This is a genomic window from Massilia sp. BAP21, assembly GCF_057801335.1.
This window is the reverse complement of the sequence record NZ_CM173596.1, coordinates 3,248,479-3,273,459: the sequence shown is the minus strand read 5'-3', so window position 1 is coordinate 3,273,459 and position 24,981 is coordinate 3,248,479. Positions and strand designations below refer to the sequence as shown.

Here is a 24,981-nt window from a genome sequence, read left to right as displayed (position 1 = left end):
TGCTTACACAGGACCAGCCATCGCACGCGACAGGCACAGGCTGGCGCGCCTGCCTGTGACGTGCAGACCCTCGATACCGACCGTGTGCAGGACAGCGGGGCCTGCCATTCCGACACGGCTGCTTGATTGTCCGTCCGCACGCCAGAAACATGTCCGCGCGCACACCTGATCAAAGCGGTATCATGGACTGTAAATACATGGTAAGCGCCGCACTGCACCTGCGCGGCGGTCCAGGAGAATCGCTTGAATCTCTCACCCCTGCCCCTTGCCGTCTTCGTGGTCGACGCCGCCGGCGTCATCACGAGCTGGAACCGGGCCTGCGAAATGCTCGCTGGCTACACAGCGTCGGACATCCGCCACCAGACCCTGGACCGCGTGGTCGAGTTCGACGACGATGGCGCCGGCGGCGGCGTGTCGATGGCGGCGCGCGCCGATGCCGAATCGGTCGGCTTCCTGCTGTGCGCCAACGGCCACCGCCTGCCGATCCGCGTGACGGTGGCGCCGCAATCCTACGATCCGGGCCAGCCCGGCGCCTACAGCGTGATCGTCATTCCGCGCAACGGCCATAGCCCGCCGCGCTATTCGCTGATCCAGGACTTGCCGGTGGCCGACATCATCGAAGGCCTGCCCTGCGTGTTCTATGTGATCGACCAGAGCGGCCACCTGCTGCTGTGGAACCACCAGCTTGAAGAAGCGCTGGAAATGTCGAGCGAGGAGCTGCCGACGAGTAACGTCAAGTTCTTCTTCGACGAAAAAGAGCGGCCCATGATCGTGCAAAAGATCCTGGACGCGTTCGACTACGGCAGTTCCTCGCACGAAGCCGAACTGATCAGCAAGCACGGCAAGCGCACCACCTTCCTGTTCCATTGCGCGCGCACCAGCCTGGGCAGCCTGCCCTGCGTATTCGGCACCGGGCTCGACATCGAGGCACGCAAGCGCACCGAGCAGGGGCTGCGGGTGCGCGAGCGCGCGATGTTCTCGAGCGTGAACGCGATCCTGATCACCTGCTGCGAAGGCGGCGACAACAAGATCGAATACGTCAACCCCGCCTTCGAGCAGATTACCGGCTACACGCTGGCGGAAATCAAGGGCCGCAACCCGCGCTTCATGCGCATCGAAGGCTGCGACGTGTCGGAACACAGGCGCATCCACGATGCGCTCGTGCACAAGGAAAGCGTGCGCTCGGTGCTGCGCAACGTACGCAAGAACGGCGAAGTGTTCTGGAACGACCTGCGCATCGACCCGGTGACGAACATCGATGGCGAGGTGACGCATTTCGTGGCGGTGATCAACGACATCACCGAAGCGCGCTATTACGAGCGCCGCCTGCACCACCTGGCCCACCACGACCCGCTCACCGGCCTGGCCAACCGCACCCTGCTGCAAGACCAGCTGAAGCAGGCGATCGACCATGCGCTGGAATATGGGGTGCTGGGTGCGCTGGCCTTTCTCGACCTCGACAACTTCAAGCACATCAACGACAACTTCGGCCACGAAGCCGGCGACGTGGTGCTGCAAGAAATTGCCAGCCGCCTGAAAGCGAACGTGCGCGAACACGACACGGTCGCGCGCGTCGGCGGCGACGAGTTCGTGCTGGTGATCAACGACCAGCCCAGCGCCGAGCATGTGGCCGACCTGGTCGAGCGCATCCGCCGCAGCGTGCGCGCGCCGATCGACGTGGCCGGCCGCGAAATCGTGCCCGGCACCAGCATCGGCGTCAGCCTGTTCCCGCTCGACGGTGACAGCGTCGACCGCGTGATACGCGCCGCCGATGCCGCCATGTACCACGCCAAGGCCCTGGGCAAGAACAATGCCCAGTTCTATACGGCGGAGCTGAACCAGATCGTGCACCAGCACCTGATGCTGGAGGCAAGCCTGAGCCGCGCCATCCGCAACGACGAACTGATGCTCGGCTACCAGCCGAAGGTGGACCTGCGCACCGGCAAGGTGGTCGGGGCCGAAGCCCTGGTGCGCTGGCGCCATCCCGAACAAGGCATGATTTCCCCAGACGAATTCATTCCCGTAGCCGAGGAAACCGGCCTCATCGTGCCGCTGGGCGAGTGGGTGATCGCCGAGGCATGCGGCGCCCTGAAAGCCTTGCGCGCGCTCGGCATCGACGACTTCGTGATTTCGGTGAATTTGTCGGCGCGGCAGTTACGCCAGCGCCAGTTTGCACGCCACCTGGCCGAGGTGCTGAAGCGCCACGGGGTCGACCCGCACATGCTGGAACTGGAAGTGACGGAAAGCCAGCTGATGGACCGGCCAGCCGAGGCGACGGAGGCGCTGGCCGAACTGAAGACGCTGGGCGTGCGCCTGTCGATCGACGACTTCGGCACCGGTTATTCGAGCCTGAGCCGCCTGCAGAAATTCCCGGTCGACTTCATCAAGATCGACCGGTCCTTCCTGGGCGGCGGCCTGCACGACGGCCATGCCGTGATCACGCGCGCCATCATCGCGCTCGGCCACAACCTGAAAATGAAGGTCATTGCCGAAGGTGTGGAAACCTTCGAGCAGCTCGCGTTCCTGCGTGCCCATCATTGCGACCAGATGCAGGGCTATTACTTCAGCGCCGCGCTGTCGCAAGAAAAATTGCAAGAAATGGTATGCAATGACGACAGATTGCCATCGTAAATACAGTTGGCATATCGAAAATTTTAATTCTTTGTCGAAATTCTTTACACTGTGTAACTTTAAAAAAGCGACAAAGAATCTAAGTTTCTGAATTTACAAGATAATTTCCAGTTGGCACGATGTTTGCCTAACAGGTAAGGAAGTCCTTTTCGATACCTGTACCAACTGGAGAAATAATGAAAGCAATGATCAAGCGCGCCCTTCCTGCCCTGCTGCTCGCCGCTGCGGCTTCCGCCAATGCAAGTGTTATTGAGCTAGGATCGGTCGACAAGAACTACGGCAGCGCGAACGGCAATGTCAACCCGAATACCGGCATACGCAAGCCTTGCGACAAAGTGACGGGCAACGCAGTCACCGTCAAGGATACGGCGTCGGGCTGCACCAAGTTCAACGACGAATTCGATTTCAGCACGATCGATTACAAAAGCATCGACAGCTTCGACCTGACGTTAAGCTTCAGCAATACCAATGACTTCTTCAGCCTCGGCAAGACGAAAACCTATGAAAACTGGTTCGTGGGCGTTGGCGACCAGGCCGATCATGTTTCGAGCAACCTGATGAGCATGACCAAAAGCAACACTGTCATCAGCCAGACCTTCCACATCGACGCTGCCAGCCACGCTGATGTGTTCTCGAACATCGCCAGCAGCGGCAAGTTCTACCTGTCGTTCTACGACGAATCGTGGGTTGTGAGCGACTTCACCCTGCGCAGCGCCAGCCTGCGACTCAACGGCTCGAACATCGCTGCCGACGTGCCGGAACCATCGAGCCTGGCCCTGTTCGGCGTGGCGATGCTGGGCGCCGCTTACGCTCGCCGCCGCCGCAATCAGCTGATGTAATTGAACAGCGACAGCCCCGACATGGTCTTGAACGACACCTGGGCTGCCTGCAAGGTTGACTGCTGGGTCGAGAAATCCGAAATGGCCTTGACCACGTCGAGGTCCTGCAGCTTCGAGAGGGTCGATGCGTACTGGACGCCCAGGTCGGCGCCGGCGCTCTCGAGGTAGTCCACTTCCTTCATCCGCGAACCGACCGAGGCCCGCGCCGACAGGATATTGTCGAGCGCGGAGCCGAGGTTTTCACCGGCCACCGTCAGCTTGTTGGTCAGTGCCGCGCGGCCGGCTTCGTCGTCGGTCGACGTGCGCAAGGCCGTCACCAGGTTCGACAGCGTCGCGAACACCGACTCCTTTTGCGACGGCTTGACCTCGAAGCTGTCGCCGTCGGCAGGGCTGCCCTTGACGTCGAAGGACACCGCACCAACGGTGATCTTCTGGCCCTCGATATAGGGTTTGCCGCTGACCAGCTGCTCCGGCGGATCGGTCGTATTGTCGGTCACGGTATAGGTGGTCGCGGCCGGCGTTCCGGTTTGCTGGAACGACAGCGTGTACGCATGACCATTGAGCAGCGAAGGATCGACCACCGACCCGCTGGTGGCCACCGCCGAGCCTTTGTTGCCCGCGGCCATGACGGTCTGGTAGCTGCCGTTGCCGGTACGTGCGCCTTCGAACACCGCATTGCCGGTCTCGCTGATGGCCAGGGTGCGCGAGGCGCCCACTTGCAGCATGCGCTGGCCCTGGTCGCCCTGGTAGTCCGCGCCGCCCTCGACCTCGACGAACGGTACCGTGGTGCTGCGGTAGCCGGAAAACAGATAATGGCCGCTACCGTCGGTACTGTTCGCCACACCCAGCAGATCCTGCATGCGCGCCTCGATTTCGCCGGCGATCTTCTCGCGGTCGCTCTTGTTGAGCGCGCCATTGCCGGCCTGCACCAGCAAGGTTTGCACATCCATCACCCGGTTGCCGCCTTCGTTCAGCGCCTGCTCCACCAGGGCCAGGGCGCTGTTGGCGCTGTTGCGGTTGGTGGCGTACTGGGTGTTGAGCGACTGCGACTGCGTCACCTCGAGCGCGCGCGCCGCAGCGATCGGGTCGTCGGCCGCGGTCAGGATGCGCGTATTGGCCGACAGCTGGTTTTGCGTCCTCGCCAGTTGCGACTGCAGCGAGTTGAGCTGATTCGTGGCGTTTTCATAGATGGTTCGGGTACTGATGCGCATGGTGTGCTCCGCTTGCGTTCCGGGTTCAGCGTGCGATCGACAGCAAGGTGTCGAAGATGCTGGTGGCAATCTGCATCACCTTGCCGGCGGCCTGGTAAGCCTGCTGGTACTTCATCAGGTTCGCCGCTTCCTCGTCCAGGTTGACACCTGAAACATTCTCGGCCGAGGCCTGCACTTCCTTGAACAGCGCCTCGCTCGCGCTCGCGCTGACCTGCACTTCGCGCGTCTTGTTGCCGACCGAGCTGACGGTCTGGGCAAATGCCGACTGGAACGTGGCACTGCCATTATTCAGGATGTTTTTCGTTTGCAGCCCGGCCAGCGCCAGCATGTTGCGGGTATCGGCGCTGGCGCCGGTGTTGGCAGCGATACTGAAGCTGTCGGTATCCATGGGTGCGCCCGACAGCTTCACGCTCACGCCATTGAAGCTGTAGGTCGCGCCGGCCTTGAACGCGATATTGCCGTCGGCATCGGGCTCGGCCGCCTTGCCATCGACGGTCACCGCGGCCGGATCGGGAAATCCGGACAGCATGCCGCCGGTGTAGCTCAGCGTCACGGGCAGCGCCGGTGGCGCCGCGAAATAGCCGGCGTCGACGCTACCGGCGCTGATCTGGCCGCTTCCCTTGTTCGACTGCGGAACCGCGGTCGCCAGCGGCGCGGCGGCGGCGATCTGGCTCACGTCCGACAGCGCCAGCTGCAGGCTCGACGCACCGTTGGCGCTCGGGCGCACCAGGTAGCTGTCGCCGGCGATCGGGGTGCCGGAAAAATGGAAATCCACGCCGTCCTTGCTGAAGGTCGTGCCGTTCGCATCATAGGGATCGACCTTGGTGCGCTCCTTGTCGGACAGGCGCGTGACGTAGAAGCTGCTGCCGTCCGTCTCCACCCGGTAGTCGCTGTCGGTAAGCAGCGCCGGGTCGGCGATGGCGGCATCGACAGCCGCCGTGGCCGGCCGCACGTTGGTCACGGCCGCCGCCACGTAGGCCTGGCCCGTCCTGAAAAAATCCTGGCCCTGTGCACGCGCCGGATCGATTCCGAGCTTGTGCTGGTCATTGAAGCTGGTCGCCAGGCCGATCGCCAGGCGGCCGACCGCGTTCTGCACGCGGTCCAGCGTGTTCGTGCGGAACTCCAGCAAGGCGCCGAGCTCGCCGCCGGCCAGCGCATTTTCCGGCAAGGCCACCGTCTTGTCGCCGGTAACATAGCCTACCGTCACGCGCGACAAGTCGGTCGGCGACTTCAACGCCGCCAGCTGGAACGACTGCTGGCCCATGACGAGCGGCTGGCCATTGCCGATCGAGACGTTCAGGGCATTGTTGTTCCCGACCGTGACGGTCGCCTTGACGTGCTGGTTCAGCTCCGTCACCAGCTGGTCGCGCTGGTCGAGCATGTCGTTCGGCTGCCTGCCTGTGCCATAACCGGCGATCTTGTTGTTCAGGTCTGCGATTTGCCGGGCATAGGAATTGATCAGGGTGACGTTCGATTCGATCTGCGTATTGACGCCGGCATCAATTTCCTCGAGGCGCATGTCAATCTGCTGGAAGGTGCCGGCCAGCGAGGCGCCTGCCGACAGCAGCGACTGGCGCGACGCTGCCGACCCGCCGTTGGCACTGACGTCCTGCACTGCCGCAAAGAAGTTCTGCATCGCCGGTGACAGGCCCGAGGTGGTATTCGACAGCAAATTGTCGACCTGGCTGATCTGCGCGTAATAGGTGTCGAACGACGCCTTGCTGGCGCCTGCGGTGCGCACCTGGGTGTTCAGGAAATCGTCGCTGTAGCGCTTGATTTCGGCAATCTTGGTGCCGGTGCCAACGAATCCGGAGCCGGTCTCGACCGGGGTCGACGTGGCCTGCACCACGCCCTGGCGGCTGTAGCCGGCCACATTGGCGTTGGTGATGTTGTGGCCAGTCGTGCTGAGCGCGGCCTGGGCCGCGTACAAGCCTGTCTTGCCGATGCTGAGAAGGTTTCCGGACATGTCGTTTCTCTATTGATGTTGTCTTTTACGGCAAGTTGCGTCGAAACTTGAACGCCTTGCGTATGTCGTCATGCCAGTGAGTTCTTGATAATCTTGCTCAGCTTGTGGCCGTAGTTCGGGTCGGTGGCATAGCCGGCGCGCTGCAGGCCGTGGGCAAATGCTTCGGGGCTGCCTGCGCTGTTGATGACCTTTTCGTAACGTGGATTGTTCGCCAGCATGCGCGCGTAATCCTTGAACGAGTCGGCCGGCGTGTCGTAGGCGCGGAACTTTTCCACGCGGCGCTGGGCGACGCCGTTCACGTATTCGGTGGTCACGGCGGTGGCGACCTTGCCTTTCCAGCCAGGGCCGGCCTTGATGCCGAACAGATTGTTGCTGTTCGTGCCGTCGGCATTGCGGATCATGCGCTTGCCCCAGCCGGTTTCCAGCGCGGCCTGGCCCAGCATGAACTTGGCCGGCACGCCGGTGACCTGTTCGGCCGCGGCGGCGTGGGCGCCCAGCTTTTCCTGGAAGGCCTGCACGTGCGGCGCCTGGGTGCGGCCGCTGGCGCTGATGCCCTGGGTCTGCAGGCCCGCGTCCAGGCCTTCCTTGAGCGGACCGGCTTTTGGCTTCAGCGGAATCTCGAGCGCGGCGGCCACGCCGTCGCGGCCGACCGTGGTCGAGGCTTCGCTGCCGATGGCCAGCGCCTTGGCGTCGGTCTGCACCGACAGCTGGCGGGTCAGCACGTCGGCCAGGCCCATGCCGCGCTTGGCCAGGTTCTGGCTCAGCTGCTGGTCGAGCATCGAGGTGAACATCTTGGTCTGCTGGTTGTCCATCAGCCCATCCTGCGGGGTGGCGTCGCGCATGCTCTTCATCATCTGGTTGATGAACATGGCTTCGAACTGGGTCGCCGCGCCCTTCAGGGCGTCGGGCGAACCGGCTTTCGCCGACTGCTTGAGCGAACCGAGGCCTTGCGCGTCGAGCGCGAACTTGCTGCTCAGGTCGTTCGTGGATGGGCTGTTACCGATCATGGCGGGTCCTTAGATGATCTCGAGTTCGGCGCGCAGCGAACCTGCGGCTTTCAGGGCCTGCAGGATGGCCAGCAGGTCTTGCGGCGAAGCGCCGATCGAATTCATGGCCTTCACGACTTCCGCCAGCGAGGCGCCGCCTTTCACCAGCAGCACCTTGCCCGGGTCCTGCTTGATTTCCACGCTAGGCGTGGTGGTCACCGCGGTCTGGCCGCGCGAACCCGGCGCCGGCTGGCTGACGTTGGTGTCGGCGCCGATCGTCACCGACAGGTTGCCGTGCGAAATGGCGCAGGTGTCGAGCGTGACGGCCTGGTTCATCACCACCGAACCGGTGCGCGCGTTCAGGATCACTTTCGCGGCGGCGGCGGCCGGCTTGACATCGATGTTTTCCAGCAGGCCAATGAAGCTGACGCGGGCATCCGACGAAGCCGGGGTGCGCACGCGGATCACGCGGCCGTCGAGGGCGGTGGCGGTGCCGGCGCCGAACTGGTTGTTCACGGCCTCGACCACGCGGCTGGCGGTGGCGAAGTCGGTGTTGTTCAGCTCCAGGCGGATCTGGTTGTTTTCGCCCAGGTTCGAGGCGACCGCGCGCTCGACGGTGGCGCCGGCCGAGATCTTGCCGACCGACAGGTGATTCACCTGGACTTGCGCACCGCCGCCGGCGGAGGCACCCACGCCGCCGACCAGCACGTTACCCTGGGCCATGGCGTAGACCTGGCCATCGGCGCCGTGCAGCGGGGTCATCAAGAGCGTACCGCCGCGCAGGCTTTTCGCGTTACCGATCGACGACACGGTGATGTCGATGTTCTGGCCCGGCTGGGCGAAGGCCGGCAGCGAGGTCGTGACCATCACGGCCGCGACGTTCTTCAGCTGCAGCTGGCCGGTCGGCGGCAGGTTCACACCCTTCTGCTGCAGCATGGCGATGATCGACTGCACGGTGAACGGGGTCTGGCTGGTCTGGTCGCCGGTGCCGTCCAGGCCCACCACCAGGCCATAGCCCGACAGCTGGTTCTGGCGCACGCCGGCGATGCTGGTCATGTCCTTCAGGCGCTCGGCATGCGCCAGCGGCGCCAGGAAGGTAGACGTCGCGGTCAGGGCAGCGCACAGCGCCAGCAGCGGGAAATTCAAACGCATGATCACTCCGGAATCAGAAAGACTTAGAACGGCAGCAGCGACTGGAAGAAGCGCGACATCATCGAGTTCATCTCGGCGCGGTCGAGCTGGCTGCTGGTGCGGTATTCCACGCGCGCATCGGCCACCAAGGTCGAGGACACGACATTGCCGTTCTGGATGGTGTCGGGGCTGACCATGCCCGAGAAGCGGATGAACTCGATGCCCTTGTTCATCGCCACCTGCTTTTCGCCGGCCACGATCAGGTTGCCGTTCGACAGCACCTCGGTGACGGTCACGCCGATGGTGCCGGTAAAGGCATTGCTGGCGCTCTGGTTGTCGCCGTCGGCAAACTTGATGCCGCCTTCGGTGGCCACGTTCGCGCCCAGTTTCGATTGCAGCGGGCCCGGCAGACCGAAGCTGGCGCTGCCCGTCTTGTTGCCCGAGCTGGTGCCGGCTTTATTTGCCGAGGTCTTCTCGACGATGTTGATGGTCAACAGGTCGCCGATCTGGCGCGCACGGCGGTCTTCGAACATCGGGCGGTAGCGCGCGGCGTTGTAGATGGCGCCATCAAGCGGCGGCGCGACTTCGGCCAGGGCCGGACGGGCGCTGCGCGTTTCCTGCACGATCGAGCTGGGCGTGGTGGCGCAGCCGGCGATGACGACGGAGAACGTGGCGATGAAAGCGATTTTCTTCATGGTTGGGCGTAAAAGAAGTCGGATTAGAGCTGGGCCAGTTTTTGCAGCATCTGGTCGGACGTCGTGATCGCCTTGCTGTTGATCTCGTAAGCGCGCTGGGTCTGGATCATGTTGACCATTTCCTCGACCACGTTCACGTTCGACGTTTCCACATAGCCCTGCATGATCACGCCGGCGCCGTTGGTGCCCGGGGTGTTCGCGTTCGGGTTACCCGAGGCGGTGGTTTCCAGGTACAGGTTCTCGCCTTTCGACTCCAGGCCGGCCGGATTGATGAAGGTCATCAATTGCAGGTTGCCGACCTGGGTGATGGCGGTCGAGCCGGCGGTCTTCACCGACACGGTGCCGTCGCGGCCGACGGTAATGCTCTCGGCATTCGCCGGCACGGTGATGGGCGGCTGCAGCGGGTAGCCGCTGGAGGTGACGAGGGTACCGTTGGCGTCGGTCTGGAACGAGCCGTCGCGGGTGTAGGCCTGGGTGCCGTCGGGCAGCAGCACCGGGAAGAAGCCGCCGCCATTGATCATGACGTCCTTCGAGTTGCCGGTTTCCTGCGGGTTACCCTGGGTGAAGATGCGCTCGGTCGAGACGGCGCGCACACCGGTACCGAGCTGCAGGCCGGATGGCAGGTTGGTTTGCTGCGAGGATTGGGCGCCTGGCTGGCGCTGGGTCTGGTAAAGCAGGTCCTCGAACACCGCACGCGACTTCTTGAAACCGTTGGTGCTGACGTTGGCGAGGTTATTGGTGATGACGTCGAGGTTGGTTTGCTGCGCCTCGAGACCGGTCTTGGCGATGTACAGCGAACGAATCATGGGTTTCTCCTGTTGGCGGCGGCGCTGGTGGCAACAACGCCCCACGCACAACAGAATTATGCTGGAGAAACACTTAGTTCAAAGCGAGGATCTGGCTGGCTTTCGCGGCGTTATTCTCGGCGTTCTTCATCAGGCTCATTTGCGTTTCAAAGGACCTTGCCAGGCCGATCATTGACACCATGGCATCGACCGCGTTCACGTTGCTGCCTTCCAGGGCGCCGCCGGCCACGCGCACGGCAGGGTCCGCCGGGGCGCTGCTGCCGTCCTTCATGCGGAACAGGCCATCGTCGCCGCGGGTGAGGCTGTTCTGGTCCGGGTTGACCAGCTTCAGGCGGCCGAGGATGACCGGGGCGGCGGGGCGCTCCACGTTGGAGATGGTGGAGATGGTGCCGTCGCCGCCGACCGTCACGGTCACGTCCGGCGGAATCGTGATCGGGCCGCCCTCGCCCATGATGGTCTGGCCGGAAGGCGTGGTCAGCACGCCGTTCGGGCTTGCCTGCAGGGCGCCGTTGCGCGTGTACGACTCGGTGCCGTCGGCGTTCTGCACGGCGATCCAGCCCGGGCCCTTGATGGCGACGTCGAGGTCGCGCCCGGTCATCTGCAGCGGGCCGGAACTGAAGTCGGCGCCGACGGTGTTGTTGACCACAAAGGTGCGGGTCGGCAGGCCTTCGCCCTGCACCGGCACGGCGCGGAAAGTGTCCAACTGGGCGCGGAAACCGGTCGTGTTCAGGTTCGCCAGGTTGTTCGAGGTCGTGGCCTGCTGCTCGAGAACGTGTTTGGCGCCGGAGGCGACGGTGTAGATCAAGCGGTCCATGTGTGTTCCTTCTTTATCGTGCCGGGTTATTTCTGTTCGTTGAACGCGTGGACGGCGAAGCCGTCCACCCTACAAAAAACGGTTCGCCGTAGGGTGGACGGCTTCGCCGTCCACGCGTCCAACTAGCGGTCGATGGTCGATGCCCTACTTCGATTAGCGCAGGTTGACCAGGGTCTGCAACACCGAATCCTGGGTCTTGATGGTCTGCGCATTCGCCTGGTACACGCGCTGCGCCGTGATCATGTTGACCAGCTCGGCCGTCAGGTCGACGTTCGAGGTTTCCACCGCCGACGACTGGAGCACGCCGAAGCTGCCCGAGTTCGGGGCGCCGATCATCGGAATGCCGGAATCGGACGACTCCGACCAGGCATTGTTGCCGAGCGGCTCGAGACCGTTGGTATTGGCGAAATTCGCCAGCACCACCTGCCCCATCGCTTTCGACTGGCCGTTGCTGTATTGGCCGAGGATGATGCCGTCGTCGCCGATCGAGAAGCGCTGCAGGCTACCGGCCGCGTAGCCGTCCTGGACCAGGCGCTTGTCGCTGGTGGTGGTGCCATACTGGGTCGTGCCGGTGAAGCTCAGTTCCATCGACTGGACCGGCGTCGAACCGGTGGATGGGAAGATCGGCAAATCGACCGTGAATTTGCCGCCATCGGTCGTGGTAGTCGCGTTGAGCGAACCATTCTGGTCGAAATTCAGGGTACCGACCGGTTTGGCCGGCACGCGCACCGCCGCCGCGATGGCCTTGTCGACCATGTCCGGCGTATTCCCGGCCACCAGCGCCGCCGTGTCCCCGGCACTGCGGATCGCCGCTTCCGCACCCGGCTCGCCGCGTACCGCCGTCGCCGCCGCCGCGACCATCGCCGACGCCGCCGTGGCGTAGCGCGTCAATGCCGCCGTGATCGTCGCCTGCACCGGCGGGATCGCTTTCGATGCCGCGTCCCACTCGGCGCGTGCGGCGTTAACTTCCGCGAATTCGGCGGTATTGCCCTGTGCCGCCTGGGCTACGGCCAGGCTGTTCACTTCGACACCGTCGTTCGCCACGAACACGTCCCAGCTACCGGCCGTGTTCTTCACGTAGAAGGTCGACAGCACATGCGGGTTGCCGAGCGAGTCGTAGACATCGATCGGGGTCTGCTTGTTATAGCTGTTCGGATCGTTGGCGTCGAACGGGGTCACGGTCGGCGGCGCCGCGCGCGAATCGAGATTCATCTCGATGCCAATCTTGCTGGTCGTGACCGGCTTCAGGTCGGAGGTGCTGATCTGCAGCGGATTCGGCGCGCCGGCCAGTACGCCGCCGTTCACGCCGACGCCGTAGCCGGTCAGCTTGGCGCCCTGGGCGTTGACCATATAGCCTTCCTTGTCGAGCGAGAACTGGCCATTCCGGGTGTACTGGACCGCGCCCGAGGATACGGTGCGGAAAAAGCCCTGGCCATTGATCGCCACGTCGAGCGAGTTGTTCGACGATTCGACATTACCTTGGGTAAACTGCTGGGCGATCTGCGACACCTTGGTGCCAATCCCCGCGTTGACCCCGGTGGCGCCGCTGAGCGAGTTGGCATAGACGTCGGCGAACTGCGCCTGGGCGCTCTTGAAACCGACGGTGCTGGCATTGGCGATGTTGTTACCGATGACGTCCAGGGATTTGGCAGCGCCGTTCAAGCCGCTCAGACCTTGTTGAAAAGACATTTAGTTCTCCAGATAAGATAAAGGTAAGCGGCTCGGCTTACAGGACTTGTTTGATGTCGGCCAGGGTAATGGCGCCCTTGCCCGCGAGGTTGACCTTGACCCCGTCCTTGGTATTCGTGCTGACGCTGGCGACGCTGTCCAGGCTCAGGCCCTTGACGTCGGTGAGCGGCTGGCCACCGCGCGACGCTTCGATGCGGAAGCTGTAACCACCGTCGGCCAGCACCGCGGCGTCGACCGCATCCGAGCTGCCGTCCCAGGCCAGCGGCGTGGCGCCCGCCTCCATGGCGCCGAGGTCGATGGTGGCGACGTCCTTGCCGGTCCTGGGATCGCTGACCACCACCTTCACGCTGTCGGCCGCGGTGGCGAGTTCGACGCCGAACACCGATTTGCCGCCGGTGAGGTTGATGTTGTTGCCTTCGACCAGCACCCCGTGGCCGATCAGGTTCGTCGCCTGCATCGCTTCGCTCGACTGGTAGCTCGACTTCAGGCTTTCCAGGGTATCGTTCAGCTTGTTCACGCCGGTAACGGTCTGCAGCTGGGCCAGCTGGCTGGTCATCTGCGCATTGTCCATCGGGTTGAGCGGATCCTGGTTTTTCAGCTGGGTCACCAGCAGGGTCATGAACTTGTCGGTGTCGGCCTGGACGCTATCGGTGGCGCCCTTCTTCACGTTCATGGTCGACATCAAATCGTTGATGGTGGTGCCGGAGCCGGCGCTGTTTACGGTGGACATGGATCAGTCGCTCAGGTTATTGACCAAGGGTCAGGGTTTTCAGCAGCATGCTTTTTGCCGCGTTCATGGTTTCGACGTTGTTCTGGTACGAGCGCGAGGCCGACAGCATGTTGACCATTTCGTCCACCGGGTTCACGTTCGGCATCGACACATAGCCTTTTTCGTCGGCCAGCGGGTTCTTCGGGTCGTAGACCTGTTTCAGCGGCGATGGGTCTTCGACCACTTCGCGCACCTTGACCCCGGTGCCGCCGGTGGCCATCGGCACCGCCTCGAACACCACCTGCTTGGCGCGGTAGGCTTCGCCGCTGGCCGAGGTGGCGCTGTCGGCATTGGCCAGGTTGCTGGCCACCGTGTTCAGGCGCTGGGCCTGGGCGCTCATGGCCGAGCCGGAAACATTAAAGATATTAAAGAGCGACATGATTACTGCCCGTTCTGGATCGCCGCCAGCAGGCCGCGGATCTGGTGGTTGATCATCGTGATGCCGGCTTCGTAGCGCAGCGCGTTGTCGGCGAACTGGTTGCGCTCGACATCCATGTCGACCGTGTTGCCGTCAACCGCGCCCTGCACCACGCCGCGGTACAGCACCGGGGTGCCGTCGGGCAGTGTTTTGCCATCCGCCGCGCCCTGCATGTGCGCATTGTTGGTGGCGGCCAGGCCGCTGTTGCCGCTGCCTTTCGACAGTGCGCCCTGCATGGCGCTGGCGAAGTCGATGTCGCGGGCCTTGAAGTGCGGGGTGTCGGCGTTCGCGATGTTCGAAGCCAGCAATTCCTGGCGCTGCGAGCGCAGGGACAGCGCTGTTTCATTGAAGCGTAAGTAATTGTCGATTTTGCCGATCATGCCGCCTCCGGACCGATATCTTGTTGGGACAGCGTGAATCATACGTATGGGCAACACCAGCCAATCGAAGAAGCAGGAGCGCCAAACCCGGCTTATTCGAAGTTTCGGTGTGGCATCAAGCCACTTAAGATGGCGTCATTCAGAACCACGTTGGCTGCCATGTTCAAACGTTCGCTGCTGTTTTCCGCTGCTATCTTGTTGGCTGTGCCTGCCGCCTTTGCCCAGGTAACCGCCTTGCGCCAGGACGGCGCCGCCCTGCGCAAGGTGGCCGAACACTATCTGCAGGCGCAAAGCGCCGGTTTGCCAGGCAAGGTGAACGTCAAGGTGGGTGCGGTCGACCCGCGCCTGTCGCTGGCCGCCTGCCCGGCGCCGGAAGCCTTTCAGCAGCCTGGTGCCCGCCCTTGGGGCAAGACCACGGTGGGCGTGCGCTGCACGGCGCCGGTGTGGCAGGTGTTCCTGCAAGCACAGGTCAGCGTGCTGGCCGATTACGTCACCGCCGCCGTCCCCCTGGCCCAGGGCCAGGCGATCGACGCCGGGCAGCTGACAACGATGCAAGGCGACATCGCCGCCATGCCGAACGGGATCATCACCGACATGGCGCAGGCCATCGGCCGCACGCCGGTCGTATCGCTGCCCGCCGGGGCGCCGCTACGGCTCGATTCCCTGAAGAGCAAGCCGGTTGTGCAGCAGAACCAGACGGTGCGGATCGTGTCGCGCGGCGAGAATTTCTCGGTCACCGGCGAAGGCAAGGCCATCGGCAATGCCGGCGAAGGGCAAGTCGTGCAGGTACGCACCCTGCGCGGCGCGATCATCAGCGGTACGGCGCGCGCCGGCGGCGTGGTTGAAGTGACATTGTAAAAAAACCTCGTTTGAAAGGCTCCAAGCGCTAAAGTTTGTGGATGGAAAGCCGTTACACAGTGAGATCCCGGAGTTCCTGCTCCGACGCGAAAGGATAGGCTGTGAAAATCAACGACACCCTCAAAGGCGCGCAAGCCCTTCAGCAACAGAACCAGACCCAAGCCGCCGCCGCAAAGCAGGCTGAAAAAGCGGCTGCCAGCGCCTCGGTCCCGACCGACAGCGTACGCCTGTCGTCGCAAGCCCAGAGCGTGGGAGCAAGCGGCAAGGCGAACGAAGTGTTCGATGCCAAGAAAGTTGAACGTATCAAGATGGCAATTGCCGATGGGCAGTTCCAAGTCAATTCCGAAAGGATCGCGGACGGCTTACTCGATACCGTGCGCGACCTGCTCCACTCACGCAACCGATAACGACCCATGACCCGTCCGCAAGCCACCCTCCCTGCCGAACACGAGCGCGTTGTCGCGCTGATCCAACTGATGAAGCAGGAACAGCAGCTACTGGTGGCGGCGGACGCGGACGCGCTGGCCGAACTCACTCCAGGCAAGGTCGTACTGGTACAGGAACTGGTGCAGCTGTCGCGCCAGCGCCATGCGACCCTGGGCGGGATGGGATTCGAAGCCGGCGAAGCGGGCATGGAAGCGTGGGTGGCATCCCATGCCGACGCCGCCACGCGCACGCAATGGTCGGGCTTGCTGACAGCCGCCGCTGAAGCCAAGGAACTGAATCGCGTTAATGGCCTGCTGATCAACCGCCAGCTGGCGCACAACCAGACTGTGCTGCAGGCGCTGCGCACCCCTGCCGGCGCGGCTGAATCGCCCTTGTACGGGGCGAAGGGACTGAGCTTCGGAGCGGGCGCGGGGCGCAGGTTCGTCTCGGTGTGATCTGACGTGTAGCGAGGCGACAATGCTTGCCTGTGCGGCTGCCGTGCCCGGTCCGCATCATCATGCCGGCGGCTCGGTGTTGGCCGATTCCCGTGCAGGCGCCAACGTCGCACTTGCTCCAGCCTGCGAGAAGAAATTCAACGATAGCAAATGCATTGTTGGGCTGCAATGACGCGATAAGGCACCCTCCTTTCCTCACCCGTGCGCAGCCCTTGTATAGTGACAACAACGTTGCTGCCATATCCATTGTCATTGACATTGATTTATGTCAACATCCAGCTCCAGAGCGTCCGGCAGCGTAACGAGTAATCCAAATGAGCAAGCAACAGTTCGTCTATGTATCCGAGAACGACATGCCGCTGGGGAAACCCTTGCCATGGGCGCTATATCTACGAACAGGGGAACTGCTTGCCCCGGCAGGGTTCGTCATCCCGGATACCACTGCACTGAACCGCATGCTGCTGGCCCGGCCCATGCGTGCTGCCCTTGCCGGCGACAAGCAAGGTGACCTGGTCGACCCCAGCGATGACAAAAACGGCAGATTTGCCTCCATCAGAGATCCGCTCCAGTCGCTGAAGCACAATGCCGAAGGCATGGTCCTGACCTTCCAGTTTCCAGGCGACTTTGAGGCGCGCTCGGCGCCAGTCGACTTCTATGGCCGCATTCCATTGCAGTCGATTATCGTGTCGGCGCCGGCGGTGCGCGCAGCCAATGGCCAGAGCTGGCAGCACTTCGAAGGCTTGCCGATGACCGCGCAGGTCATCTTCGGACGCACGGTATGCGCCTTCAAGACCTCGCTGATGCGCTTTGCATCCTTGCCAAGCGGACACCTGTTCCTGCGCTATCCGACCGAAGCGGTCAGCAAGCCGTTCCGCGAGTCCTTGCGTGTCGAGGTCAAGCTGCCCACCTCGATCACCCTCGTCGACGGCACCGTTCCGGGCATCATCACCAACCTGTCGAGCGGAGGCTGCGCGATTTCCACCGGCTTCGTGCTGGGCGATACCGGCACCGTTCTCAAGCTGGCGTTCCGCTTCAAGATCGGCGGCAGAACCCATACGGTGCAACTGAGCGGAACGATTCGCGGCATCAAGGGCCGGCTTTCCCAGCAAATGAGCTACGGCATCGCTTTCGACTCCGGGATGGATGAAAACACCGAGCTTGCGTTGAAATCCTTCGTCTACCAGCATCTTGCCGAAACCTGAGCCCGGCTATCCAACATAAGCCGGCCATCGCCGATGTTTTTTTATAAAAACTTTATGGCTGGATGATAACTTTCAAGCTACTATCTGTCGTTTCCTTCTTGAAAGTTTAAAAGTGGACAAGGGTCGAATCCAGCATATCGACGTGTGGCGCTTTATCGCCATTACGATGGTGGTGGTCAGCCACCTGGTGCGCTTCCTGGACCCGTGGTATCAACACGCTTTTCCCGATATCCTGTCGGCGATACGAAAGTCTGGTCCGCTGGGCGTCCAACTATTCTTTTGCATCAGCGGCTATGTGATTTGCCGTGGCATGATGCGCGAAGCCGCGGCATCGGGAACCGTCAGCATGCGCGGTTTCTATATCCGGCGTGCTTACCGGATCCTGCCTCCATTGGCGGTGTATCTCCTCTGCATAGCCGTCCTGAATCACTTCGGTGTATTCGACCTGGGTATTGTCCAGTTCCTGAAGGTGGCTGCCTTCCTGTGCAATTTCCGTGAGCTCGGTCCTTCCTGCCCCTGGGAGATCGGCCATACCTGGAGTCTTGCCTACGAAGAGCAGTTTTATCTGATATTCCCATTGCTGTTCCTGGCCGGCCGCCATGTGCGTACCGCCAATGCTGCACTGAAAACGGCAGTGCTCGCCGCTCCCCTTGTCGTCCTTGCCCTGGTGTGGAAAAACAGCGCCATTACCACCTACCTGGGCTATATGCTCTTCATGTTGGCGGGATGCCTTTTTGCCCTGTATTGGGAAAAACTCAGTCCGCTGCTTGCCAGACTTCCGCTACTCGGGTGGCTTGCTATCGTCTTGCTTGTCCTTGCCATCGGCCTGCTTCCCCAGCCACTCGCGCTCAGGCGACTGCTTGCATTTGTCTTGCCGGTACTGATCTGTATTATCGTTTTCGGCACGCCGGTCCACCGCGCCGGCATCCGCTCATTGTTTACCAATGGGCGCCTTGCGCACGTGGGACGGATTTCGTATGGCATCTACCTCTGGCAACAGTTGGCCACTGCTAACCACGGTTTTTCGTCGCCATTCATGATGGCGCTGGCGCTTTCGGTATTGACTGTTGTACTTGCTCATTACTCTTACCGGTTTTTCGAACTGCCGCTGATTAAACGGGGAAATGCGCGGGCAGCCCGTCATGCTGCACCAACAACCACGCCTGAAGAAGGTCGGGAATATGTCGACGATGCGCCTGTAAAAATGGCCGCGTAAAATGGAACGCCCGGATAGCAGATTTGCCCCCCGCTTCGTACGGCCTGCCCCGTCATTCTGACGTTCTGTCGCTTAAGCGAGCTTGCAGCGTTGGCCAGCTGTTATGTTCGGGTTTTTCGATAACAGGTCCATTGACATGTCCATGCGTTTTCTCCTTGCCGCCCTTGTGCTCGGCGCCAACGTCCAGGCGGCCGAGCCAGCGGGCAGCGGGCAGCGGCCTCCAGGTTGTTCACGTCAGCGGATCGGCGCCGGGCCAGGCAATGGCCTGGCGCTATGAAGTGCTGCAGAAGGCACAGGCCGTATTCGCGAAGCAGGCCCCTGCCCAGGCGCCCGGTGCGCAGCTGAGCTTCCGGTTGCCGAAGATCGATCCGGCGCAAGAAGGTAACCAGGTCGAGATCGTCCTGGAGGATAAACGTCTTCCGCTCGCGATGGCCTCGGCCGCCAGCTTTACCTTGCCCGAGGACGGCGTGGTGGACGATGGCGATGCGATGGTCGTCGCCAACAAGGAATTCCCGAAAGGCAGCTTCTTGCATCCCAACATACAGGTGCGCTCACCCGGGCTGCCGGCGAATGTCGCGCGCATGGGCGACCTGCGCCTGGCCTGCATGGCCCAGGTCGCCATGGCAAAGGCCGAGAGCTTCAAGTTCCGGCTGGTGCTGGGCACCGTCGGCCTGTTTGCCGACCTGTGCGCCGAGATGGATGTGACGAGCATCGGCGTACCCACTCCTTCCTACGACACGGTCACGATCGAGGACGGCGAGCGCACGCTGACCTTCGCCAGATCGCACGACACCTTGCCACGGCTGGGCGAGAACAGCTGGTCGGATAATGCGCGCATCACTTATTCCTTGAGTAAGCCGGCCGAGAAATAAATCCGGCGACCTTGCAGTGGCTCCGGATGGCTTACCAGAATTCCTGTCCAGGTTGTGGGTCTGCAGGCGGATGGTAACAGCCAGGTGGGTTCGACAACCCACCTTACGAAAACCTTGCAGTTGCGCAAATTCTCTACCGTATAACAGGCACACAGTATTCCTTGGTCTATTTTTTGACGGAGGAATCGATGCGCCACCTTGCCATTCACACTGCCTGCACCCTGCTGCTGGCTTGCGCCCTGCCCGCTCATGCCAACATCGCCGTCAGTGTCACGCCTGAGCAGAGTTCCCTCGGCAAGGGCGACGAGGTCAACGTCACGGTCACGCTGACGAATACCGGCTCCACGCCGCAGCGCCTGCTGAAATGGCGCACGCCCTTCGTGCCGGCCGAACATGCCCTGTTCCAGATCACGCGCGACGGCCAGCCGGTGCGCTACCTTGGGCGCCACGTGAAGCGTGCGGCGCCGCTTGACGCGGACTACATCGTGCTGGCGCCAGGCGAATCGCGCAGCGCCCGGGTTGAACTGTCGAGCCTGTACGAGATGGCGGTGACCGGCGCCTATTCGGTGCGCTACCTGACCAGCAACGCGGCGCCGAGCGCCAAGGCCGGCGCCGGCACGCAGATCCTGGTCGGCGACCTGGCCTCGAACCCGGCCGCCATCTGGATCGAGGGCCGCCTGCCGCGCGGCACGGTGATGCCGCAGTTGTCGGCCCTGCCTGCGGCCAGTGCCGGCCTCACTTTCAGCTCGTGCTCGAATGCCCAGCAAACCTCGATCACGAATGCCTTTGCCGCCGGCACGGCGATGGCGGCCGATGGCCTGGAGTACCTCACCAGCCGCAAGCAGCAGGGCCAGCGCTACGTGAACTGGTTCGGCCCGCATGAAGCGACGCGCGTGGCCACGGTAACGAGCAATTTCAGCGCGATCAAGGACGGCTTCGAGACGAAGCCGGTGAAGGTCGACTGCGGCTGCAACGAGCCCTATTTCGCCTATGTCTATCCGGCCCAGCCCTACAACATCTACGTGTGCCGGGCCTTCTGGACCGCGCCGCTGACCGGCACCGATTCGATGGGCGGCACCCTGCTGCACGAGATGAGCCACTTCAATGTGGTGGCGGGTACCGATGACCACGTGTACGGGCAAAGCGGCGCGGCCGACCTGGCGCGGACCTCGCCCGAGCGTGCGATCAACAATGCCGATTCGCATGAGTACTTCGGGGAGAACACGCCGGCCTTGCCCTGATGTATGTACGACCTAGCACGACAACCGGCGACATGCCACACTTTTCTTGCAATTATTGATATTTCTTATTTTTTCGCAAAGAAAGGTGCGCACTATCCGATTTGAATTGCTAGGAACTCATGAATTGATCAGTATGTATGTGAGTTTTCGTTAGATTGTGATCAAGCTTTCGGCGAAAACTCATTAATAACAAGGCTGCGGTTGGGCCAACACAAACTTACATACGGAGAAGCCACATGAGCAGGAACAGCATCTGGAAGGCGGTAGTCGGTATGGCGGCACTGGGCGTTGCATTCGGCGCCCAGGCAGGATCGAACGGCGTGAAGGTCGCGGTCACGCCCGAGAAAAACATGCTCGGCGCGAGCGACAACGTGGTCGTCAACGTGACCATGACGAACACCTCGAACAGCCCGCAGTACGTGCTGAAGTGGCGCACGCCCTTCGCCGGCATGAGCGCGCCGCTGTTCGAGGTACAGCGCGACGGCGCGGCCGTGCCGTACACCGGCGCCCTGGTCAAGCGCCCGGCCCCGACCCAGGCCGACTACTACCTGCTCAAGCCAGGCGCCTCGCACACGGTGAAGGTGGAGCTGTCGGCGCTGTACGACATGAGCGTCAGCGGCGACTACGCGGTGCGCTACCGCGCCGCTTCGCCCGACCTGTTCCTGGGTAACAAGAGCCGCATCGGCGGCGAGGTGACGGCCGCGGGCGGCGCCACGGCGGACGTGCTGGAATCGGACACCGCCTCGCTCTACATCGAAGGCCGCCTGCCGCGCGGCTCGGCCTCGCCGATCATGCAGGCCCTGAAACTGCAGGGCGGCGAAGTGCAGGCGGCGGCCCTGAGCTTCAGCTCGTGCAGCGCCTCGCAGCAAAGCACCATCACCTCGGCGATCTCGGCGGCCAAGACCATGACCAACAACTCGAACACCTACATGACGAATGGGGTGATGGGCACGCGCTACAAGAAATGGTTCGGCACCGTGACCTCGACTCGCCAGAACACGGTCAAGTCGCACTACGCCGCGATCAAGAACGCCTTCGATACCAAGAACGTGATCGTCGACTGCAACTGCAACGACAGCGCCTACGCCTACGTGTACCCGACCCAGCCTTACCGCATCTACGTCTGCAAGGCCTTCTGGTCGGCGCCGCTGACGGGTACCGACTCGAAAGGCGGCACCCTGGTGCACGAGATGAGCCACTTCAACGCGGTCGCCGGCACCGACGACCACGTGTATGGCCAGAGCGGCGCCGCCAGCCTGGCGATCAGCAATCCGAACCTGGCGGTCGACAATGCCGACTCGCACGAGTATTTCTCGGAAAACACCCCGGCATTGAACTGATCGGGCGGCCGATGTAACGAAGCCGGCTCCTGGAGCCGGCTTCGTGATGCGCTTTATTCCCTTTTTATTCGCCTTTTATTCGCTATTTGCCGGAGTGGGCAAAGGTGGTCGGCTTGGCGGGGCTTTCCGCCAATTGGTCCGGCTTGTTCGCATCGGTGAGGAAGGGACCGGCGTAACCGATGTTATAGGTGTGCCGGCCCGCCTTGAATGCGTACGAGGGCGTGATGTCGATCGTGCTCTTCAGGGTCTTGCCGGGTTCCACGGCCTGGTAGTCGGCAGCCGTCAGGGCGGCGCGTTTCACCATCTTGCCAGTGTAGTCGAGCGGGCGGTTATCGAAACCGCGCACGTCGAAGCGGCGCCCGGTCAATTCCTTTCCTTCCGCGATTTCGCGTGGGATCCAGATCGTTTGCTTGCCGTAGTTGAACACCGTCAGGAGCACCAGCACGCGGCCGTTGTTCGACTCGATGTCGATGGTCTGCTTGACGTTCACTCGGTCGGCTCCGGCGGCGCCCGCCAGTGCGGGGAGAAGGCTCAGCGCGGCCAGGGCGGTGAGCAGGAAGGGTCTGCGTTGCATGATTACTCCGTGAGGCTGGTCTCATGCATTGTGCGGGCGGGAGCGGAATTTGCCAAGGTGTGTGTGATGGTGGCGAGCGGTGAGACCGCGTGGGCACAAGTGCCCACCCTACGAACTCTGCTGTTGTAGGGTGGGCACTTGTGCCCACGCGGTATAGAATGTTTGGGTGAAAGAAAATTTCACCAAAGCCGCTCCAATGAAATATTATTTCACCGGCCCACCGGCTCCACTGTCGCCGGCACCGCCGTCAAAATCGTGATCGCCACCCGCCGGTTACGCGCCCTGCCCGCCTCGTCCCCGTTCGACGCCACCGGCTGGTTCGCCCCATGCCCCACGGCCGTCAGCCTGGCCGGCGCAATCCCGTTGTCGATGAACAGCCGCACCACGCTGCTGGCGCGCACGGCCGACAATTCCCAGTTCGACGGAAACAGCGGGCTGGCGATCGGTACGTTGTCGGTATGCCCTTCGACCTCGATCGCATGCGGGTCGTTCTTCAGCAAATCCGCCACGGTGCCGAGCGTCTCGCGCGACTCTTCGCCGAGCGCGGCCTGGGCTTCGGCGAACAGGATGCTGGCATTGATCTCGACGCTGACCCCGCGCCCGGTCTGCACCACGCGCACCTTGCCGGCCTGGACCAGGGGCATCAGCGAATTGTTCAGGTCGCGCGCCAGGGTGTTCATGCGCTCGCGCTCGCGCTTCGCGGCCTCGGCCCTCTTGCGCGCGATGATGCCGCTCAGCGGCAAGGCGTCGATGGCGCTGCTGGCCTGCGGCGTTTCCGGGTTGCCGCCGAAGGCGCTGCCGAGCGCATCCGACAGCACCTTGTACTTGCCTTCGTTGACCACCGAAACCGCGTACATCACGACAAAGAAAGCGAACAGCAGCGTGATGAAGTCGGCGTAGGAAATCAGCCAGCGGTCGTGGTTGTCCCCGGCGCCGGCGCCATGGCCGGCGTTGCCGTCCTCGTCGTAGCGTTTGCGCGCCATTGCCTCAGCGCTTCGCCAGCAGGCTGGCCACGCGCTCTTCCACCACGCGGGTATGGTTGCCGGTGGCGAGGTCGTGGAAGACTTCCAGCAGGATTTCGTACTGCGCCACCTGGTCCGACACGATGGCCTTCAGCTTGTTCCCCACCGGCAGGAAAAACAGGTTGGCCAGTCCCACACCGTACACGGTCGAGACAAAGGCCACGGCAATGCCCGAGCCCAGGCGCGAGGGATCGGACAGATTCTCCATCACATGGATCAGCCCCAGCACCGCGCCCAAAATGCCGATGGTCGGCGCGTAGCCGGCGGCGGACTCCCAGATGCGCGCCGCCTGGCGCTCGCCGAATTCATAGGCGTTGATCTCGGTTTCCAGCAAATTGCGCAGCTTGTCCGGGTGGATACCGTCGACCACCAGCCGCAGGCCCTTCTGCACGAACAGGTCATTCGTGCCCATGTACTGTTCCAGCGACAACAGCCCGTCGCGGCGTGCCGACAGGCTCCAGAGGGCAATCGCCTGCGCCAGCGGCTGGCGCCCGCTTTTCGGCGGGAAGAATACCCAGCGCAGCATACGCATGCCGCGCCGGAAGGTCCTGGCTTCGGATTGCAGCAGCACCGCGCCGAAGGTGCCGACCACGACGATGGCAAACGCCGCCGGCTGGATCAGCGAGGCAAAGCGGCCGCCGTCGAGCATGTGCCCGACGAACAGGCCGGCCAGCGCCAGCGCCAGGCCGATCAGGCTGGCGAAGTCCACAGTCTCTCCCGCAGCGACGCACGCAGCCGCGCCACCGCCTGTGTATGGAGTTGCGAGACACGCGACTCGGACACGCCGAGCACGGCGCCGATTTCCTTCAGGTTCAGCTCTTCCTCGTAGTACAGGCCCATGAGGATCTTTTCGCGCGGCGGCAGGCCGTCGATGGCCTCGATCACGGCCGAGCGGAAGTCGGTGTCGAGCAGCGCGCGCAGCGGGTCGTCCTCATCCACGGCGTAGCGGTCGAGGAAGCTGTCGTTGCCGTCGTCGTCGTGGAAGTCCTCGTAGTAGACCAGCTGGTGGCCGCCGCCTTCGAACAGCATTTCCTGGTATTCCTCGAGCGGAATCTCGAGCGACCTGGCGACCTCGAGTTCGGTCGGCGCGCGGCCCAGGCGCTGCTGCAGAGCGGTCATGGCGGATTCCACTTTCTTCATGTTCTGGCGGGTGCTGCGCGGCATCCAGTCGTTGGCGCGAAGTTCGTCGACCATCGCGCCGCGGATGCGCAGCACGGCATAGGTTTCGAACTGGGCGCCGTGGTTGTCCTCGTAGCGGTTGATGGCGTCGAGCAGGCCCATCATGCCGGCCTGGATCAGGTCGTCGACCTCGACCGACGGCGGCAGCTTGGCCTTCATCTGGTGCGCCAGGCGCTTGACCAGCGGTTGATGCTGGGCGAGCAAATGGTTCTTGTCCGCTTTCCCTTTGACGGTATACATGCGTGGTCTTTTTCTGTAAGT

Annotated in this window: 25 protein-coding genes; 10 read left to right on the top strand and 15 right to left on the bottom strand. The window is 62.8% G+C overall.

Translation table 11 applies throughout. The annotated features are described in order from the left end of the window. Positions 1–243: 243 nt before the first annotated feature. Positions 244–2,631 carry a sensor domain-containing protein gene (locus ACWYRN_RS14380; protein WP_488688271.1) on the top strand — a complete coding sequence of 796 codons (2,388 nt, stop codon included), beginning with the start codon at positions 244–246 and terminating at the stop codon, positions 2,629–2,631. A 176-nt stretch (positions 2,632–2,807) separates the two neighbouring features. Next, positions 2,808–3,470, top strand: coding sequence for a PEP-CTERM sorting domain-containing protein (locus ACWYRN_RS14375; protein ID WP_488688270.1), 663 nt, complete (start codon positions 2,808–2,810; stop codon positions 3,468–3,470). Here the strand turns inward: ACWYRN_RS14375 and flgL are convergent. The 11 genes from flgL to flgB form a co-directional block, all read right to left on the bottom strand. Next, the gene (gene flgL / locus ACWYRN_RS14370) at positions 3,458–4,681 is read right to left on the bottom strand and encodes a flagellar hook-associated protein FlgL (RefSeq protein ID WP_488688269.1); all 1,224 of its coding nucleotides are present in this window, start codon (positions 4,679–4,681) and stop codon (positions 3,458–3,460) included. The genes ACWYRN_RS14375 and flgL overlap by 13 nt on opposite strands. Positions 4,682–4,706: 25 nt before the next feature. Further along, on the bottom strand, positions 4,707–6,647 hold the full coding sequence (gene flgK, locus ACWYRN_RS14365; protein WP_488688267.1) for a flagellar hook-associated protein FlgK: 1,941 nt from the start codon (positions 6,645–6,647) through the stop codon (positions 4,707–4,709). Between the two features lie 68 nt (positions 6,648–6,715). After that, positions 6,716–7,654: a flagellar assembly peptidoglycan hydrolase FlgJ gene (gene flgJ / locus ACWYRN_RS14360; RefSeq protein WP_305823543.1), complete on the bottom strand. Its 939-nt coding sequence runs from the start codon at positions 7,652–7,654 to the stop codon at positions 6,716–6,718. Between the two features lie 9 nt (positions 7,655–7,663). Then, positions 7,664–8,785 (bottom strand): flagellar basal body P-ring protein FlgI, encoded by a 1,122-nt coding sequence (locus ACWYRN_RS14355; RefSeq protein WP_488688265.1) that lies wholly within the window; start codon positions 8,783–8,785, stop codon positions 7,664–7,666. A gap of 23 nt (positions 8,786–8,808) precedes the next feature. Continuing rightward, positions 8,809–9,459, bottom strand: coding sequence for a flagellar basal body L-ring protein FlgH (locus ACWYRN_RS14350; protein ID WP_488688263.1), 651 nt, complete (start codon positions 9,457–9,459; stop codon positions 8,809–8,811). Between the two features lie 23 nt (positions 9,460–9,482). Next, complete coding sequence (gene flgG, locus ACWYRN_RS14345) at positions 9,483–10,265, bottom strand: flagellar basal-body rod protein FlgG (protein ID WP_488688261.1); 783 nt, start codon at positions 10,263–10,265, stop codon at positions 9,483–9,485. Between the two features lie 73 nt (positions 10,266–10,338). Next, a complete protein-coding gene (gene flgF / locus ACWYRN_RS14340) occupies positions 10,339–11,079 on the bottom strand; it encodes a flagellar basal-body rod protein FlgF (protein ID WP_305823547.1) in 741 nt (246 codons plus the stop codon). A gap of 153 nt (positions 11,080–11,232) precedes the next feature. Beyond that, entirely contained in the window at positions 11,233–12,768 is a 1,536-nt protein-coding gene (locus ACWYRN_RS14335) for a flagellar hook protein FlgE (protein ID WP_488688259.1), read from the bottom strand. 37 nt (positions 12,769–12,805) lie between these two features. Further along, on the bottom strand, positions 12,806–13,498 hold the full coding sequence (locus ACWYRN_RS14330; RefSeq protein WP_305823549.1) for a flagellar hook assembly protein FlgD: 693 nt from the start codon (positions 13,496–13,498) through the stop codon (positions 12,806–12,808). Between the two features lie 16 nt (positions 13,499–13,514). After that, a complete protein-coding gene (flgC, locus tag ACWYRN_RS14325) occupies positions 13,515–13,916 on the bottom strand; it encodes a flagellar basal body rod protein FlgC (protein WP_488688258.1) in 402 nt (133 codons plus the stop codon). Positions 13,917–13,918: 2 nt separating this feature from the next. Beyond that, the gene (gene flgB / locus ACWYRN_RS14320; RefSeq protein WP_305823551.1) at positions 13,919–14,335 is read right to left on the bottom strand and encodes a flagellar basal body rod protein FlgB; all 417 of its coding nucleotides are present in this window, start codon (positions 14,333–14,335) and stop codon (positions 13,919–13,921) included. A 159-nt stretch (positions 14,336–14,494) separates the two neighbouring features. Between flgB and flgA the strand changes: the two genes are divergently transcribed. From flgA to ACWYRN_RS14280, 8 genes are all read left to right on the top strand, one after another. Further along, positions 14,495–15,193 carry a flagellar basal body P-ring formation chaperone FlgA gene (gene flgA, locus ACWYRN_RS14315; RefSeq protein ID WP_488688256.1) on the top strand — a complete coding sequence of 233 codons (699 nt, stop codon included), beginning with the start codon at positions 14,495–14,497 and terminating at the stop codon, positions 15,191–15,193. A 101-nt stretch (positions 15,194–15,294) separates the two neighbouring features. Further along, entirely contained in the window at positions 15,295–15,600 is a 306-nt protein-coding gene (gene flgM / locus ACWYRN_RS14310) for a flagellar biosynthesis anti-sigma factor FlgM (RefSeq protein ID WP_488688254.1), read from the top strand. 6 nt (positions 15,601–15,606) lie between these two features. After that, positions 15,607–16,074, top strand: coding sequence for a flagella synthesis protein FlgN (locus tag ACWYRN_RS14305; RefSeq protein ID WP_488688252.1), 468 nt, complete (start codon positions 15,607–15,609; stop codon positions 16,072–16,074). 314 nt (positions 16,075–16,388) lie between these two features. Beyond that, complete coding sequence (locus ACWYRN_RS14300) at positions 16,389–17,276, top strand: PilZ domain-containing protein (RefSeq protein WP_488688251.1); 888 nt, start codon at positions 16,389–16,391, stop codon at positions 17,274–17,276. Between the two features lie 142 nt (positions 17,277–17,418). Further along, positions 17,419–18,492 (top strand): acyltransferase family protein, encoded by a 1,074-nt coding sequence (locus ACWYRN_RS14295; RefSeq protein ID WP_488688249.1) that lies wholly within the window; start codon positions 17,419–17,421, stop codon positions 18,490–18,492. Positions 18,493–18,752: 260 nt separating this feature from the next. Beyond that, entirely contained in the window at positions 18,753–19,364 is a 612-nt protein-coding gene (locus ACWYRN_RS14290) for a hypothetical protein (RefSeq protein WP_488688247.1), read from the top strand. 188 nt (positions 19,365–19,552) lie between these two features. Further along, entirely contained in the window at positions 19,553–20,605 is a 1,053-nt protein-coding gene (locus tag ACWYRN_RS14285; protein WP_488688245.1) for a M35 family metallo-endopeptidase, read from the top strand. Between the two features lie 236 nt (positions 20,606–20,841). After that, the gene (locus ACWYRN_RS14280; protein WP_488688243.1) at positions 20,842–21,945 is read left to right on the top strand and encodes a M35 family metalloendopeptidase; all 1,104 of its coding nucleotides are present in this window, start codon (positions 20,842–20,844) and stop codon (positions 21,943–21,945) included. Positions 21,946–22,027: 82 nt separating this feature from the next. Here ACWYRN_RS14280 and ACWYRN_RS14275 read toward each other — a convergent pair whose 3' ends face one another. The 4 genes from ACWYRN_RS14275 to ACWYRN_RS14260 form a co-directional block, all read right to left on the bottom strand. Next, positions 22,028–22,519: a hypothetical protein gene (locus ACWYRN_RS14275; protein ID WP_488688241.1), complete on the bottom strand. Its 492-nt coding sequence runs from the start codon at positions 22,517–22,519 to the stop codon at positions 22,028–22,030. Positions 22,520–22,728: 209 nt separating this feature from the next. Then, positions 22,729–23,502, bottom strand: coding sequence for a flagellar motor protein MotD (gene motD / locus ACWYRN_RS14270; protein ID WP_488688240.1), 774 nt, complete (start codon positions 23,500–23,502; stop codon positions 22,729–22,731). A 4-nt stretch (positions 23,503–23,506) separates the two neighbouring features. After that, positions 23,507–24,250 (bottom strand): flagellar motor protein, encoded by a 744-nt coding sequence (locus ACWYRN_RS14265; RefSeq protein ID WP_488688238.1) that lies wholly within the window; start codon positions 24,248–24,250, stop codon positions 23,507–23,509. Beyond that, complete coding sequence (locus ACWYRN_RS14260) at positions 24,232–24,960, bottom strand: RNA polymerase sigma factor FliA (protein ID WP_305823561.1); 729 nt, start codon at positions 24,958–24,960, stop codon at positions 24,232–24,234. Before ACWYRN_RS14260 ends, ACWYRN_RS14265 begins: the two co-directional genes overlap by 19 nt. Positions 24,961–24,981: the final 21 nt, after the last annotated feature.